The following is a 13,434-nucleotide window of genomic DNA, read 5'->3' on the forward strand; positions in this document are numbered from 1 at the left end:
ATGACCGAACCCAGCGCCTCCGCCTTCCGGGCCCTGCTGCTGCCACCGCTGCTCTGGGCCGGGCATTTCCTGGCGGTGTACGTCTTCGTCTCCCTCGCCTGCCTGTGGGGGTGGCACCGGATGGAGGTGCCGGTGGTGCAGGTGGTGGTGGCGGGGCTGACTGTCGCGGTCGTCGCCGCGGTGCTGCTGGCGACGCGGGTGACGGCGCGGATGCCGGGTTTCCTCGGGCGCACCGGCGGCGGCGTTGGGCTGCTCTTCGCCGGCGCGACGCTCGTGGTCGGCCTGCCGCCGCTGCTGGCACCGGTGTGCCGATGAGGCGCCTGCTGCCCGCCCTGCTGGTGCTGCTGGCCGCCTGCGACGAAGCGGCGCCGCCGCCCCACCTGCACGTTGCCGGTGGGGATGCGGCGCGCGGGCGCGCGGCGATGACGGAACTCGGCTGCGGCGCCTGCCACCGCATTCCGGGTGTCGGCAATGCACGCGCCATGGTGGGGCCGCCGCTCGATGACTATGCGCAGCGCGGCTATGTCGCGGGGGTGCTGCCGAACCGGCCGGGCAATTTGGTGTCCTTCCTGCTGGACCCGCCTTCGATCCGGCCCGGCACGGCGATGCCCTATCTCGGCCTCACGGATGGGCAGGCGCGGGACATGGCGGCCTATCTCTACACGCTGGGCGCCCCGGGCGCCGCGGCCTGGCCGCCGGGGCGCCAGCCCTCCCGCAGCGTCGGCGATGGCGGGCCGACGGAGCGCCCCCCGCCGCGCACCGCGCCATGACCATCGTCGCGACCGCCGCCGGCTGGGCGATGGAGGGGCTGGAGGCGGCGGGCGTCGTCGTCATCCTCGCGGGGGCCGTCGTCACCACCGGGGCGCTCGCGCGGGACCTCATGGGCGGCGAGACCGAGGAAGCCTATCTGCGCTACCGCCGCCGCTTCGGGCGGGCCATCCTGGTCGGGCTCGAATTGCTGGTGGCGGCGGACATCATCGGCACGGTGGTCGCGCCGCTCGACCTCGGCACGGTGGCGGCGCTGGGGCTCGTGGTGCTGATCCGCACCATGCTGAGCCTGTCGATCGAGGTGGAGATCAATGGTCGCTGGCCCTGGCGGATGCGCGACGGCGGGCGCTGAGCGCGGCCCACCACCAGGCGAGGCCCAGCACGCCGGCTGCCACCACCAATTCCACCATCAGGGGCGGGGCGCCGCCCGGTGCCTCCGGCCGCAGCAGCCACAGCCCATGACCGATGTGCTGCGCCAGCAGCAGCAGCGCCACCAGCCCCAGGCGCCGCGGCCCGGGCCGGGGCAACAGGGCCAGCAGGATGGCGGCGGCCAGGATCGCGACCAGGGCGGCCTTGAGCCAGGCCCAGGCGCCGCCGCGTCGGAGGTACCAGGCGGCCTCCGCCGGCAGATCCGCCATCCAGACCACGACGAACTGCACGAACCAGAGCCAGACCGTGAGCGTCGCGAGCACCAGCAGCGCGCGGTCCACCCCGCGCATCCCGTCCTCGCCACGCCGCAGCAGCACCGCCAGCACGGCGAGGGAGAGCGCGGCCGACGCCTGCTCGATCACCAGCGCCGTGCCCTGCAGGCTGCCGAACCAGGCGGGATCGCGGGAGAGGACGATATCCTGTGCCAGCAGCAGCCCCGCCGGCAGCCATAGCGCCAGGGCGAAGCGCGCCTCCCGCCGCCCCGCCCCGGGCCGGGCCAGCAGCAGCGCGGCCAGCACCAGGGCCCCGAGCAGCAGCCCGACGCGCAGCCGGAAGACGGGCAGGGAGAACCAGGCGGCGCGCGGACCCTCGGCCAGGCCGGGATCCGCCGCCCAGGGGTAGAGCGCGGCCGGCGCGAGCAGCAGCGGCAGGGCCAGCAGGGCGGCCAGCGGCGCCAGCCACGCCAGCGCTTCCAGCGAGGGCCGCGGCGGCGCGAGCCAGTCCTCGACCAGCAGGTGCGCCACCAGCAGCGCGCCGATCGCGCCCACGACCAGGCCGAGGACGAGGTGGAAGGGCAGCAGCCAGGCCTCCAGCGCCGGCGCGCCGCCCCAGGCCAGCACGGCGCCGCCGAGGAGGAGGGCGCCGAGCGCGATGACCAGGCGCACCATCATGGCCGCGCGCCGCCGAGCGTCTCGATGAAGCGCGCGATCGCCCAGCGATCGCGCGGGGGGATGCGGTCATCGAAGGGGTGCGCGCCGGCCCGGTTGGTGGCGACCGCCGCCATGCTCCGCGCGGCCTCCGCCGGGAAGGGGGGTGGGCGCGGGAAGCCGCGCGCCACCACGGGCCCGTCGCCGGCGCCGCCCGCGCCATGGCAGGGCGCGCAGAAGATGGCGTAGCGCTCCGCGCCGAGGCGCAGCAGGGCGGCATCCACCGGCGGCCCCGGCGCGGCGAGGGCGGCCGTCCGCGCACCATCGCCGCGCGGCACGGCACCGGCGGGGGCGGGGCGTGGCGGCTCGGGGGGCGGGCTTTCGGACCAGCCGTCGCAGCCCAGCGTCAGCAGCGCCAGGGCGAGGGCGGCGCGCCTCATGGCACCCGCTCCACGCGCAGCGCGCCCGGCTGCGCGCGCAGCAGCGCTTCCGCCCGGCTGGCCTCCCCGGCGGCGGGCAGGATGGAGACGAAGAAGCGGTCCTCCATCGCACGCTCGAAGCCCGGCGCGGCGAAGACGGGGTGGTGCAGGCGCGGCAGGCCGTTCAGCCACAGCATGCCGAGCAGCGCCGCCACCGCGGCCCAGAGCACGGCGACGATGTAGGTGGCGGGCAGGAAGAGCGGCCAGGCATGCAGCGGGCGCCCGCCGACATTCAGCGGATAGTCGTGGACGGAGAGGTACCATTGCGCGCCGTATTGCAGCGCGCCGCCGAGGATGCCCGCGCCGACCGCAATGGCCGCCACCGGCCAGCCCCGCGTGCCGATGATCTCCGCCGCTTCCGGCACCGGATAGGGGCCATGCGCGTCGATGCGCTGCCAGCCCGCATCGCGCACGGCCCGCAGCGCCGCCACCATCTCCTCCGCGCGGGCGAATTCCGCGACGACGGCGCCGGGCGCGCTCATGCGGCCGGGGATTCCGCTTCCTCGTGCCGCATCTCGTACATCGAGACCACGGGGACGAGGCGCGCGAAGACCAGCATCAGCAGGGCGAAGAGCGCGATGGTGCCGAGGAAGAGGCCCCATTCCCAGCCGCTCGGCCCATAGGGCGGCCGGGGAAGGGGCAGGTTCGACCGCTCCGCCCCCGCGACCACGAGGGAGAAGCGGTCGAGCCAGACGCCCGCCGCGGCGAGCAGCCCGATCGGCACCGCGGTCCAGGCGCCGAGGCCGATGCGGTCGCTCCAGAGCAGCAGCGGCAGCAGCGCGGTCAGCACGACCGCCGCCCAGTAGATCGCCGCATAGGTACCGAAGGCGCGGATCGCCATGGCCGCCCGCGTCTCCGGCCCTTCCAGCACCAGGCCGAAGAGCAGTTCCTCGGCGTAGATCCAGAGGCAGGCGGTGGCGGCGGCGGCGGTCAGGCGGGACAGCAGGCGCATGTCGCCGTCATCGATCTCGCGATGCAGGCCCAGCCCCTCACGCAGCAGGGCGGCGAGGGCGAGGACGACGCCGAGGCCAGAGGGAAGGCCGGTGACGACGACATGCAGCGGCAGCCGCGCCTGGTGCCAGTCCGGCATCACGGTCGTGGCGAATTCCAGCGCGACCACGGTCTGCGCGGCCAGCAGCAGGGGCAGCAGCAGCGCCGCCACCAGGCGATAGGCCAGCTGGTGGCGAGCCCAATGCGCCATGGAGCCGCGCCAGCCCAGCGCGCCGATGCCATAGGCCAGCGCCAGCACGCGCCGGCCCCGTGCCGCCGCACGCTCCCGCATCGTGGCCAGGTCCGGGATCAGGCCGATGGTCCAGAACAGGCCGGTCACCAGCACATGGGAGGTGATGCCCCAGAAATCCCAGATCAGGGTGGAGCGGAATTGCGGCCAGAACTGCGTGGTGGCGGGGTAGGGGAAGACCCAGTGGAACAGCCAGGGCCGCCCGAGGTGCAGGATCGGATAGAGCGCTGCCGCGACCACGGCGGCCAGCGCCGCTGCCTCCGCGAAGCGGTTCACGGCGGTGCGCAGCCCATGCCGGCGCAGTACCAGGATCACGGCGAAGAGGCTGGCGGCATTGGCGACGCCGATCCACCAGACGTAGTTGATGAGGTCGAAGCCCCAGACATAGGGGATGTTGGTGCCCCAGACGCCGGTGCCCCGCCACAGCAGCACGGCGATGGCGACGCCGAGCAGCACGACGCCGCCCGCCGCGGCGCCGAAAGCCAGCCACCAGGCCAGCCCGAAGCGGGCGAGCGGCACGCCGGAGATGGTGCGCGCATCGGCCCTGCTCATCCCGCCGATCCCGTGTCGCCCGGCGCGATGCGGGCGAGGTAGGTGGTCCGCGGCCGCGTATCGAGCTCGCCGAGCAGCGCGTAGTTCCGCCCCTCCTCCTTCGCGCGGGACACGGCACTGGCGGGGTCGTTGACGTCACCGAAGGTGATGGCCTGGGTCGGGCAGGCGCGCTGGCAGGCGGTCTCGACCTCGCCGTCGCGCACGGGTCGGCCTTCCAGCCGGGCTTGCGTGCGGGCGGTGGCGATGCGGTGCTGGCAGTAGGTGCATTTCTCGATCACGCCGCGCGGCCGCACGGGCACGTCGGGATTGCGCAGGGCGAGCCCGCCCTCGGACCGCGCATAGTCGAACCAGTTGAAGCGCCGCACCTTGTAGGGGCAGTTGTTGGAGCAGGTCCGTGTCCCGATGCAGCGGGGATAGACCATGAGGTTCAGCCCCTGGTCGTCATGCACCGTCGCGTTGACGGGGCAAACCACCTCGCAGGGCGCCTTCTCGCAATGCATGCAGGGCACGGGCTGGAAGATCGTGTGGTCTTCGGCCTGGTGCAGGTCGATGCGCAGCCAGTGCATCTCCCGTCCGCGCGCGACCTCCTGCGGGCCGACGACGGGCGTGTTGTTCTCCGCCTGGCAGGCGATGGCGCAGGCATTGCAGCCGATGCAGGAATCGAGGTCGATCGCCATGCCCCAGGCCTGGCCTTCGTAGGTCCAGCCCGGATAGAGCGACGGCCCGGGCGCGCGGGGTGGGATCGACTCTCCCGGTGCCAGCACGGGCGGGGGATCGGCCGGCATCCCGGTCTGTGTGGCGATGATCGCGGCCCGCTGGCCGGTCCGGCGCAGCGTGACCGGGCCGGCGGCCCAGGGCGAGGCGGGATCGCGCAGAAGCGCGGCATCGAAGCCGCGCGCGGTGCCGACCTCCCCGCCCGCCTCGCGGCCACCGCCGAGCGGCAGGGTGACGCAACCCGACGGCTGGGCGGGCAGCGGCAGGACGGGCGCCTTCAGGCTGCGGCCGGCGAGTTCGACCAGCACCTCGTCACCGGCTGTCAGCCCGAGCGCGGCGGCATCGGCGGGCGCGACCAGCACGGCATTGCCCCAGGCCGTCTTGGTCAGGGGTCGCGGGAGTTCCTGCAGCCAGGCATTCTCCGCGAAGCGGCCGTCCAGCAGATGCGGGTCCGGCGCGAAGATCGCGAGCAGGCCGGAAGGCGGCGGGGCTGGCGGCCCGGGGTCCCAGTCCGCGCGCAGCGCCGGGCGAAGGGCAGGGGATTCCGTGCCCTCCACCACACCCGCTTCCAGCGCGGCACGCCACCGGGGCTCGAAACCGGCTTCGCCCCAGCTGGCCTGCCAGGTTGCGCGCACCAGCGCCTCGCCGCGCTCCGCCAGGCCGAGCAGGGCGGCCAGCACGTCGTCCAGGCCGCGGGCTTCCGGGACCAGGGGCGTGGTGGCGGGCTGGCGGATGGCGGCGGTGCCGTCGAAGGCGCGCGTGTCGCCCCAGCCTTCCAACTCATGCGCCAGCGGCGCGTGCCAGCGGCAGAGATGCGCCGTCTCGTCCACATGCGCGCCCAGATGCAGGCTGAAGGGCCTTTGCGCCATGGTCCCGCGCAGCGCCGGCGCAGTGCCGGCGGGATTGACCCCCAGCACGAGCAGATGCGTCACCGCGCCCGCCGCCAGCGCGGCGGCCAGCGCCGAATCGCCCATCGGTCCGGGGCGGGCGAAGGGCGGTTCGACGTGGCGCATCACGGTGGAGCCGAGCGTCGCGTTGATCGCATGCGCCAGCGCCTGCACCGCCACGGGCTGCGATGGCCCCGCCAGCACCACCGCTGCCTCCCCGGCGCGAAGCAGCGCCTTGGCCACCGGGGCGGCCTCGGGATGCGTGCCCGTGTCCGCGAGGCCCGGGACGCGGAGCGCGGTGGCGATGGCGCGGGTGAAGGGCTCGACCTCCCGCATCGCCAGGCGGCGATCGGCCCGCGCGCCGGTCAGGGTCGGCGTCGCCTCCGCCACCATCAGCACGGGAAGGTCGCCGCGGTCGCGGCCCTCGGCGCGGGCGTGCGACCAGTCCCGCGCCAGCCGAAGCTGCGCCGGGCCGGGGCCGAGCGGGTCGGCGCCCAGCGCAAGCACGCAGCGCGCAAGGGCGAAGTCCGGCAGCGTCGCCACGGGCTGGCCGAAGGCGCGGGTGGCGCCCTCCAACCCCGCATCATCGGCCAGTGGGTCATGCTGCTGCCAGCGCGCCGCCGGGAAGTCCTGCAGCACCGCCCGAATCAGCCGAGCGGTTGTGGGGGAGGCGATGGGGCCGGTGACGAGGAGCAAACCCGCCCCGCCCCGCGGTAGCAATTCGGCCCGCACCGAGGCCAGCGCCGCATCAAGCGCCGCCGGCGGGCGCGGGCGCCCGCCCTCCCGCACGCGGCGGGACCGGGCGGGGTCATGGAGCGACAGCACCGCGGCTTCGGCAAAGACGTCGGTGGCGCCGAGGCTGGCGGGATGGTCCGGGTTGCCCTCCAGCTTGATGGCATGGCCACCGCGCCGCCGCACCAGTACGCCGCGGCCGAGCCCGCCGAGTTCGAGCACGGTCGCGAAGCTCGCGGCCTCCCCGCCCCCCTCGGCCGCGCCATGCAGGGGATGGCCGAACTCGTCCGGCCCGCTGTCGCAGCCGGCGGCGGCCAGGGCCAGGGAGGCGGCGGCGAGGCGCAATACCTCCCGGCGGTCGGGCGGCGTGTCTGTCATGCAGCCCTCATCGGTGGCAGGTCGAGCACTGGGTCAGCGGCGACACCGCCCCCCCGGCATGCGGGTTGGCGGGTGGGGGGCGGCCCTGCCAGTCGCGGTCGAACACCGCCTCCACCGGCCGCAGCCGCGGCTCCGGCTCCCGGTGGCAATCGAGGCACCAGCCCATGGACATGGGCCGCACCTTGATCGTCTGGGGCATCTCCCAGACCCGGCCGTGGCAGGTCTCGCAGGCGGCACCGGCGGCGATGTGGGCGCCGTGGTGGAAGCGCGTGTGGTCCGGCAGCCGGTGGACGGATGACCAGGGGATGGGTGCGCCGAGCGCCAGGCTGTCCCGCAGCGGTGCCAGCGCGGTGGCGCCGGCCCAGACATCGCCATGGCAGCCAAGGCAGAGGGAGGCGCTCGGCATCCCCGCCTCCGCCGCACGCTCCACCCCAGCATGGCAGTAGCGACAGTCGAGGCCGAGGCCCCCGGCATGCAGGGCATGACTGAAGGGAATGGGCTGCGGCGCCGGCCTCCCCACCGCCCAGGCGTGGTCCGACCGCACCATGACGAAGGCCAGCAGCGCCGCGCCGATCAGCGCCGCCAGCCCGAGCAGAAGGGCCAGGCGCAGCCGCCCATCGGCGCGCGGGGTGAAGTGCTGCGGCATGGCCGTTCAGTTCACCGGCCCCGCACCTTCCGGCACGGCGAAGACCGGCCCGACGAACAGCCAGGTGAGGCCGACGATGGCCACGATGCCCGCGAGGTTCAGCAGGAAGCCCGCCCGCGCCATCTGCGCGACGGTCAGGTGCCCGCTGCCGAAGACGATGGCGTTGGGCGGCGTCGCGACCGGCAGCATGAAGGCGCAGGACGCCGCGAGCGCCACCGGGATGGTCAACAGGAAGGGGTCCGCGCCCAGCGCCGGCGCGACGGAGGCCATCAGCGGCAGGAAGGCGGCGGCGGTCGCGGTGTTGCTGGTCAGTTCCGTCAGGAAGACGATCGCCGCCGTCACCAGCACCACCACCAGGATGACGGGCCAGGTATCGAGCCCCGCGAAGGCCGCGCCGATCCAGGCCGCGAGGCCGCTGCTGCCGATGGCACTGGCCAGCGCCAGGCCGCCACCGAACAGGAGCAGCACGCCCCACGGCAGACGCTTGGCCGCCGACCAGTCCAGCAGCGCGGTGCCAGGCGGGTTGGCGCCGCCAGCCGGGATGATGAACAGCGCAACCCCCGCGGCGATGGCGATGACCGTGTCGTTCACCCCCGCCGGCAGCACGCCCGACAGCGCTGGCCGAGACACCCACAGGAAGGCCGCGGCCAGGAAGACGAGGCCGACGCGGATCTCCGGCCCTGACAACCGGCCGAGCTTGCCGAGTTCATCCCGGATCAGCGCCGCCGATCCCGTCACCGCGGCTGTCGGCAGGCGGAAGGCCAGGCGCGTCAGGATCAGCCAGGCGAGCAGCAGCAGCGCGACCGTGATCGGCAGGCCGATCGCCATCCACTGCGCGAAGCCGATCTCGATGCCATAGCTGCGCGCCACGAAGGCGGCGAGCAGCGCGTTGGGCGGCGTGCCGATGAGGGTGGCGAGGCCGCCGATGCTGGCGCTGTAGGCGATGCCGAGCAGCAGCGCGGTGCCGAAGCCGCCCGCATCTTCGCCATCCCTCGACAGCAGCCCGATGACGGACAGGCCGATCGGCAACATCATCACCGCCGTCGCGGTGTTGCTGACCCACATGCTGAGGAAAGCCGTGGCCAGCATGAACCCGCCGACCAGCGCCGCCGGACGGGTGCCGACGGCCGCGACGACGCGGAGCGCAATGCGCCGGTGGAGGTTCCAGCGCTCCAGCCCCAATGCGATCAGGAAGCCACCGAGGAAGAGGAAGATCAGCGGGTCCGCATAGGGCGCCGAAGCCGCACTGCCGCTGGCAATGCCGAGGGCAGGGAACAGCACCAGCGGGAGGAGGCCGGTGACAGGGATCGGCACCGCTTCCGTCATCCACCAGGTTGCCATCAGCACAGCGACCGCCGCGACCCGCCAGCCCACGGGTTCCAGCCCCGCGGGGGGCGGCAGGGCGAGCATGACCGCGAAGAGGATCGGCCCGAGGATGAGCCCCACGGTCCGCGCCCGAGTGGGGGCGACGGCGGCGCCCGGTGCGCCGGAGGGCAGGGCGGACGCCGCGGCCTGGGGTTGGCTCATCGCCATCTTCTCCGTGAGATCCGGGGGGCGAGGTCGGTCATCCCTCGGTGTCCGTTCGGGCACCCAGGCCGAGGCGCCGCATGCGCTCCCAGAGCGTCGTGCGCGCGATGCCGAGCGCATTCGCGGCGTCCCCGATCCGCCCGCCACAGCGCGCCACGACGCGCCGGATGTGCTCGCGCTCGGCCGCGTCCCGCGCTTCCGCGAGAGAAAGGGATTCGGCCGAGGGCGGCGGCGATGCAGCATCCGGCGTCGCCGGGGCCTGGCCTTCGGGGAACAGGTCTGCGGCGGCGATCGCCGTGGCATCGCCCAGCAGCACGGCTCGCTCCACCCTGTTGCGCAATTCGCGCACATTGCCGGGCCAGCCATGCGCACGGATCGCCGCCAATGCGTCTGGCGCCAAGGAACGATTCTCAGCGGCGAAATGGCGAAGGAAGTGGTGGACCAGATCCTCCGTGTCGCTGGGCCGGTCGCGCAGCGGCGGCACGGTGAAGCTGATGACCGAGAGGCGAAACAGCAGATCGGCGCGGAAGCTGCCCGCCGCGACGGCGGCGGCGAGATCCGCCTGCGTGGTTGCGATGGGGCGCGCGCGGAGCATGATGGGTTCCGTCCCGCCGATGCGGCGGAAGCGGCGCTCCTCCAGGGCACCCAGCAGACGTGCCTGCAGCGGCGCGGAAAGGTCCGCCACCTCATCCAGCAGCAGCGTGCCCGCGCCGGCGGCTTCCAGCAGGCCGGCGGCGTCGCCATGCCCGAACAGCAACGCTTCCGCCGACGCGATATCCGCCGGCAGCGCGGCGCAATCCACCACGGCCAGCGGTGCTGCGGCGCGCGGGCCGGACAGTGCATGCAGCCGCCGCGCGGCCGCACCCTTGCCGGCGCCGCTCTCGCCCAGGAACAAAACGGGCGCGGAAGCGGGGCCGATGCGTTCCAGCGCGGCATGCAGCGCGCGCAGCGGGGGCGATCGCCAGCCCGGCGCATCGGCCACCGGCACCCCCGTCTCCTCCGGCACCAGGGGGATGCCGCGCCGGGCGAAGGCGGCCAGCTTCTCGAAGATCCGGGTCATCGGGAAGGGCTTGGCCAGATAGTCATCGGCGCCCGCGCGCAGCAGGCGAACCGCCTGGTCCACGCCGCCATAGGCCGTCATCGCCACCACGGGCACGCCGCCGAGTTCGGGCATCAGCCGCGCGATCAGCGCCTCGCCATCCCCATCGGGCAGGCGGATGTCGCAGAGCAGCAGCGTCGGCCGGTGCCGGCGCAGCAGCGCCGCCCCTTCCGTTGCGGTCCGAGCCCAATGCGTGGTGACGCGGGCGAGGCGGAGGCGCTGCATCAGCGCCTGGCCCAGCACCGCGTCGTCCTCCACCAGCACGACGGAGCAGCCTGCGGGAAGGGTCGTCATGCCGGCCTGGCCGCGGCGGCTTCGGCTTCCGGCACAAGCAGTGTGACGCGCGTGCCCTGGTCGCCACGACCTGGCTCCGCCATCACCGAGGCGCCGAGCCGCCGCGCCAGCGTTGCGACGACGTCGAGACCGAGGCCTCGGCCTTCCGCTTCCTCGCCTTGCCCGTGCAGGCGCTGTTCGGCGCCGGCAGGCAAGCCTGGCCCTTGATCCTCGATCATCACGGTCAGCAGGCCCGGCTTGGTCCTGCGCGCATCCAGCATGACCTGCCGGCCGGCCGGCGTGGCAGCCACGGCGTTGAGCAGCAGATTCAGGGCGGCCTGTCGGAGCAGCGACGCATCGGTCGGGAAGGGATGCGGCAGGTCCACGCGCCATTCCAGGTCGATGCCGCGGCGCGCGGCTTCGGGCGACGCGAGCAGGCGAAGGTCGTCCAGATCCGCGGCTTCGAGCGGACGAGGCGGCCCGCCATCGCGGTGCACGGCAAGGATGGAGGTGACGACGCCCTCGATCTGCCGCAGCCCCCGCTCGATCACCTGCAGCGCCTCGGCGCGTTCGGTGGCGTCGTCGCCGAAATCGCGGGCGGAATCGACGGCCGTCAGCATGCCGGCCAGCGGGTTGCGCACCTCATGGGCGACAGTGGCCGCGAGGCGTCCGAGCGTGGCGGCGCGTTCGCGTTCCGACAGCCGGCGGGCCAGCGTCTCGCGCTCCGCCACATGCGCCACCATGCCGTTGAAGGCGGCGGCGAGGCGCGCGCCCTCCGTTCCCGGGGGCGGCATGGCGGCCGTCGGAATGGGCGCGATGGCGCCGGCACCGGAACGCCCGAGCGCCTCCGTCACCACCAGCACCGGGCGGAGCGCCTGCCGGACGGCGAGCGCGGCGAGCCCACCACCCAGCGCGGCGACGGCCAGGCCAAATGCCAGCGTGGCGAAGCGCAGGCTGTCCCGTCGCTCCATGATGGAGCCGACATCGAGCTTTGCCGCGATCAGCGCCACAAGGGTGCCATCGACCAGCGGGCGTTGCACCCAGACCGCGTCGCCATCCGAGGAAACTTCCCAGGCCGATCCCACATTCCCGCGGTGCAAGGGGGCGAGCCAGTCGGGGTCGGGGCCGATGCCGGCTTCTGCCAGGATGCGGCCGTTGGGCGTGGCGACGACCATGCGACGTTCGCTGATGCCTTCGCGGAAACCCATGGCGCGTTCCAGCGCCTCCCGCAGCGCGGCGTCGTCCTGGGCACGCAGCGCGGGCAGGATCGCGGCGGAAAGGCCATCGAGATAGACGCGGCCCAGGCGCTTGGCTTCCTGATCCATGCCGTGGGCGGCAAGGCGCAGTGCCACCTGGCTGGCGACGGTGACAAAAACGAACACCGCCGCGGCGACCAGCAGCGGGACGCGCATCGACATGGAAGGGGGCGGAAAGCCGGGTGTCACTGGCGGCGCTGCGTCTGCCGGAGAGGCATCGTGGTCGAGCGAAGCCGCTGCCGGCTTGGTGGCGCGATGACACTTCGCGCGCCGCCAGCGTGCGGACTTTTCCACTGACCGCCGTGGCAAGCGCATCGAGAGGCCGTTGCTCGGCGCGTCGGGCCTGCCGACGCCGGTCGCGCGCGCCAGCGCCTGTGTTGCCAGGAAGTGGTGGTGCTTGAGCCGATGCGCCTTGGCCGCGAGGTCAGGGGTCGCTTGGCCGGGCGGGTTTGCCGCACTGCGCCGGGAAGCCGCGATGTGCCAAGGAACAGCAAGGCCGTGTCGGCGCACCCACCTTCGGCAAAGGCGTCACTGTGCCGTGGGCGTTGCGGCCCAGCGTGGCGGCTTAGCCCGTGCGCTTCTGCAATCTGCCGCTGGCCGCCGCCGGCCAAGCCGATGCCGTCGCCACGCCCAGACCACACGACGGACGCCGTGCGGGGGACCAGGCGCAAATGCGGCGGCGGCATGGCGCTGGAAGTTCCGCGCTACAGCACGCCGAGCAGCAGCAGCACGATGATGATGGGGATCGGGATCCCGATGAGCCACAGCAATCCACCCTTGAACACCGGCAGTCTCCCTTCCTGGCCGCGACAGGCGGCTTGAGGAGGCTGAACGGTGTGGACCGCCCGCGGTTGCGACGCTCCCGTCGCGATGGTGCCGGTGTCCCCCGATCCGGACGCGGGGGAGGCGCGCGTTAGCCCTGGATGTTCGGAACGGCGAACACGCGGCGCAGGCGTCGGCATTGTCCGGTGCGGCCGGCCGCGCAGTCGGGCCAACCGATCAGTGGCCCTGCCTGACGCCTGGAACAGCCGAGTTGCCGGGGTGCATGCCCGGTCCCGCCACCGGCGGCCAACCCCCTAAGGTCGGTGGCCTTCTGGAGCGCAGGACGCCCGCGGAAGGCGTCACACCGGAACAGGGGCCATCTCCTGCTTCAGGCATTTCAGCGCGAAACTCGTGCGCGTGTGGCGGATCCCCGGCAACCGGTACAGCCTTTCCCGCAGCAGCGTCTCATAGCCCTGCGTGCCGCTGACAGCGGCCTTGATCATGTAGTCGTACTCGCCCGTGATCAGGTGGCACTCGAGCACCTCCGGGATCGCCCGCACCGAGGACTCGAAGCGCTTCAGATTCTCCTCGTCATGACGCTCCATCATCACCTCGATGAAGACGGTATCCGGCAATCCGAGGGCGGCCTGGTCCAGCAGCGCGGCATAGCCGCGGATCACGCCCGCCTGCTCCAGCCGCTTCACCCGCGTCCAGCAGGGCGATGCGGACAGGCCCACCGCCTCTGCCAGTTCCGCATTGGTCAGCCTTCCCCGCTGGGAGAGCGCCCGAAGGATCTTCTTGTCGATGGCGTCCATACGGTAGCTCC

At 73.6% G+C, this 13,434-nt stretch carries 13 protein-coding genes; 3 read left to right on the top strand and 10 right to left on the bottom strand.

Going from position 1 to position 13,434, the window contains the following annotated elements:
- From G3576_RS08740 to G3576_RS08750, 3 genes are read left to right on the top strand one after another with little or no spacing between them, the layout of a single operon-like run.
- The gene (locus G3576_RS08740; protein ID WP_164694007.1) at window positions 1–315 is read left to right on the top strand and encodes a hypothetical protein; all 315 of its coding nucleotides are present in this window, start codon (window positions 1–3) and stop codon (window positions 313–315) included.
- Entirely contained in the window at window positions 312–770 is a 459-nt protein-coding gene (locus G3576_RS08745; protein ID WP_164694008.1) for a c-type cytochrome, read from the top strand. The genes G3576_RS08740 and G3576_RS08745 overlap by 4 nt, the downstream gene beginning before the upstream one ends.
- The gene (locus tag G3576_RS08750; RefSeq protein WP_164694009.1) at window positions 767–1,120 is read left to right on the top strand and encodes a DUF1622 domain-containing protein; all 354 of its coding nucleotides are present in this window, start codon (window positions 767–769) and stop codon (window positions 1,118–1,120) included. Before G3576_RS08745 ends, G3576_RS08750 begins: the two co-directional genes overlap by 4 nt.
- Here the strand turns inward: G3576_RS08750 and G3576_RS08755 are convergent.
- The 10 genes from G3576_RS08755 to G3576_RS08800 all read right to left on the bottom strand — a co-directional run bounded on the left by G3576_RS08755 (window position 1,077) and on the right by G3576_RS08800 (window position 13,423).
- Entirely contained in the window at window positions 1,077–2,087 is a 1,011-nt protein-coding gene (locus G3576_RS08755; protein ID WP_164694010.1) for a hypothetical protein, read from the bottom strand. The two genes, G3576_RS08750 and G3576_RS08755, sit on opposite strands and share 44 nt — an antisense overlap.
- Window positions 2,084–2,503 carry a c-type cytochrome gene (locus G3576_RS08760; protein WP_164694011.1) on the bottom strand — a complete coding sequence of 140 codons (420 nt, stop codon included), beginning with the start codon at window positions 2,501–2,503 and terminating at the stop codon, window positions 2,084–2,086. The genes G3576_RS08755 and G3576_RS08760 overlap by 4 nt, the downstream gene beginning before the upstream one ends.
- The gene (locus tag G3576_RS08765) at window positions 2,500–3,024 is read right to left on the bottom strand and encodes a DUF3341 domain-containing protein (protein WP_164694012.1); all 525 of its coding nucleotides are present in this window, start codon (window positions 3,022–3,024) and stop codon (window positions 2,500–2,502) included. The genes G3576_RS08760 and G3576_RS08765 overlap by 4 nt, the downstream gene beginning before the upstream one ends.
- The gene (gene nrfD / locus G3576_RS08770; RefSeq protein ID WP_207622738.1) at window positions 3,021–4,334 is read right to left on the bottom strand and encodes an NrfD/PsrC family molybdoenzyme membrane anchor subunit; all 1,314 of its coding nucleotides are present in this window, start codon (window positions 4,332–4,334) and stop codon (window positions 3,021–3,023) included. Before nrfD ends, G3576_RS08765 begins: the two co-directional genes overlap by 4 nt.
- Complete coding sequence (locus tag G3576_RS08775) at window positions 4,331–7,045, bottom strand: 4Fe-4S dicluster domain-containing protein (RefSeq protein WP_164694013.1); 2,715 nt, start codon at window positions 7,043–7,045, stop codon at window positions 4,331–4,333. Before G3576_RS08775 ends, nrfD begins: the two co-directional genes overlap by 4 nt.
- Before the next feature lie 7 nt (window positions 7,046–7,052).
- Window positions 7,053–7,691 (bottom strand): cytochrome c3 family protein, encoded by a 639-nt coding sequence (locus G3576_RS08780; protein ID WP_164694014.1) that lies wholly within the window; start codon window positions 7,689–7,691, stop codon window positions 7,053–7,055.
- Between the two features lie 6 nt (window positions 7,692–7,697).
- The gene (locus G3576_RS08785; protein ID WP_164694015.1) at window positions 7,698–9,218 is read right to left on the bottom strand and encodes an SLC13 family permease; all 1,521 of its coding nucleotides are present in this window, start codon (window positions 9,216–9,218) and stop codon (window positions 7,698–7,700) included.
- Window positions 9,219–9,255: 37 nt separating this feature from the next.
- Window positions 9,256–10,611, bottom strand: coding sequence for a sigma-54-dependent transcriptional regulator (locus G3576_RS08790; RefSeq protein WP_164694016.1), 1,356 nt, complete (start codon window positions 10,609–10,611; stop codon window positions 9,256–9,258).
- Complete coding sequence (locus G3576_RS08795) at window positions 10,608–12,008, bottom strand: sensor histidine kinase (RefSeq protein ID WP_164694017.1); 1,401 nt, start codon at window positions 12,006–12,008, stop codon at window positions 10,608–10,610. Before G3576_RS08795 ends, G3576_RS08790 begins: the two co-directional genes overlap by 4 nt.
- Window positions 12,009–12,967: 959 nt before the next feature.
- Entirely contained in the window at window positions 12,968–13,423 is a 456-nt protein-coding gene (locus tag G3576_RS08800; protein ID WP_164694018.1) for an Lrp/AsnC family transcriptional regulator, read from the bottom strand.
- Window positions 13,424–13,434 lie beyond the last annotated feature (11 nt).

The organism is Falsiroseomonas algicola (genome assembly GCF_011040385.1).
GTDB classification, from domain to species: Bacteria; Pseudomonadota; Alphaproteobacteria; order Acetobacterales; family Acetobacteraceae; genus Falsiroseomonas; species Falsiroseomonas algicola.

Bases quoted from the DNA above. Each gene is read 5' to 3' on its own strand.
- G3576_RS08740 (WP_164694007.1), top strand. From the start codon at position 1: ATGACCGAACCCAGCGCCTCCGCCTTCCGGGCCCTGCTGCTGCCACCG.
- G3576_RS08745 (WP_164694008.1), top strand. From the start codon at position 312: ATGAGGCGCCTGCTGCCCGCCCTGCTGGTGCTGCTGGCCGCCTGCGAC.
- G3576_RS08750 (WP_164694009.1), top strand. From the start codon at position 767: ATGACCATCGTCGCGACCGCCGCCGGCTGGGCGATGGAGGGGCTGGAG.
- G3576_RS08755 (WP_164694010.1), bottom strand. From the start codon at position 2,087: ATGATGGTGCGCCTGGTCATCGCGCTCGGCGCCCTCCTCCTCGGCGGC.
- G3576_RS08760 (WP_164694011.1), bottom strand. From the start codon at position 2,503: ATGAGGCGCGCCGCCCTCGCCCTGGCGCTGCTGACGCTGGGCTGCGAC.
- G3576_RS08765 (WP_164694012.1), bottom strand. From the start codon at position 3,024: ATGAGCGCGCCCGGCGCCGTCGTCGCGGAATTCGCCCGCGCGGAGGAG.
- nrfD (WP_207622738.1), bottom strand. From the start codon at position 4,334: ATGAGCAGGGCCGATGCGCGCACCATCTCCGGCGTGCCGCTCGCCCGC.
- G3576_RS08775 (WP_164694013.1), bottom strand. From the start codon at position 7,045: ATGACAGACACGCCGCCCGACCGCCGGGAGGTATTGCGCCTCGCCGCC.
- G3576_RS08780 (WP_164694014.1), bottom strand. From the start codon at position 7,691: ATGCCGCAGCACTTCACCCCGCGCGCCGATGGGCGGCTGCGCCTGGCC.
- G3576_RS08785 (WP_164694015.1), bottom strand. From the start codon at position 9,218: ATGAGCCAACCCCAGGCCGCGGCGTCCGCCCTGCCCTCCGGCGCACCG.
- G3576_RS08790 (WP_164694016.1), bottom strand. From the start codon at position 10,611: ATGACGACCCTTCCCGCAGGCTGCTCCGTCGTGCTGGTGGAGGACGAC.
- G3576_RS08795 (WP_164694017.1), bottom strand. From the start codon at position 12,008: ATGTCGATGCGCGTCCCGCTGCTGGTCGCCGCGGCGGTGTTCGTTTTT.
- G3576_RS08800 (WP_164694018.1), bottom strand. From the start codon at position 13,423: ATGGACGCCATCGACAAGAAGATCCTTCGGGCGCTCTCCCAGCGGGGA.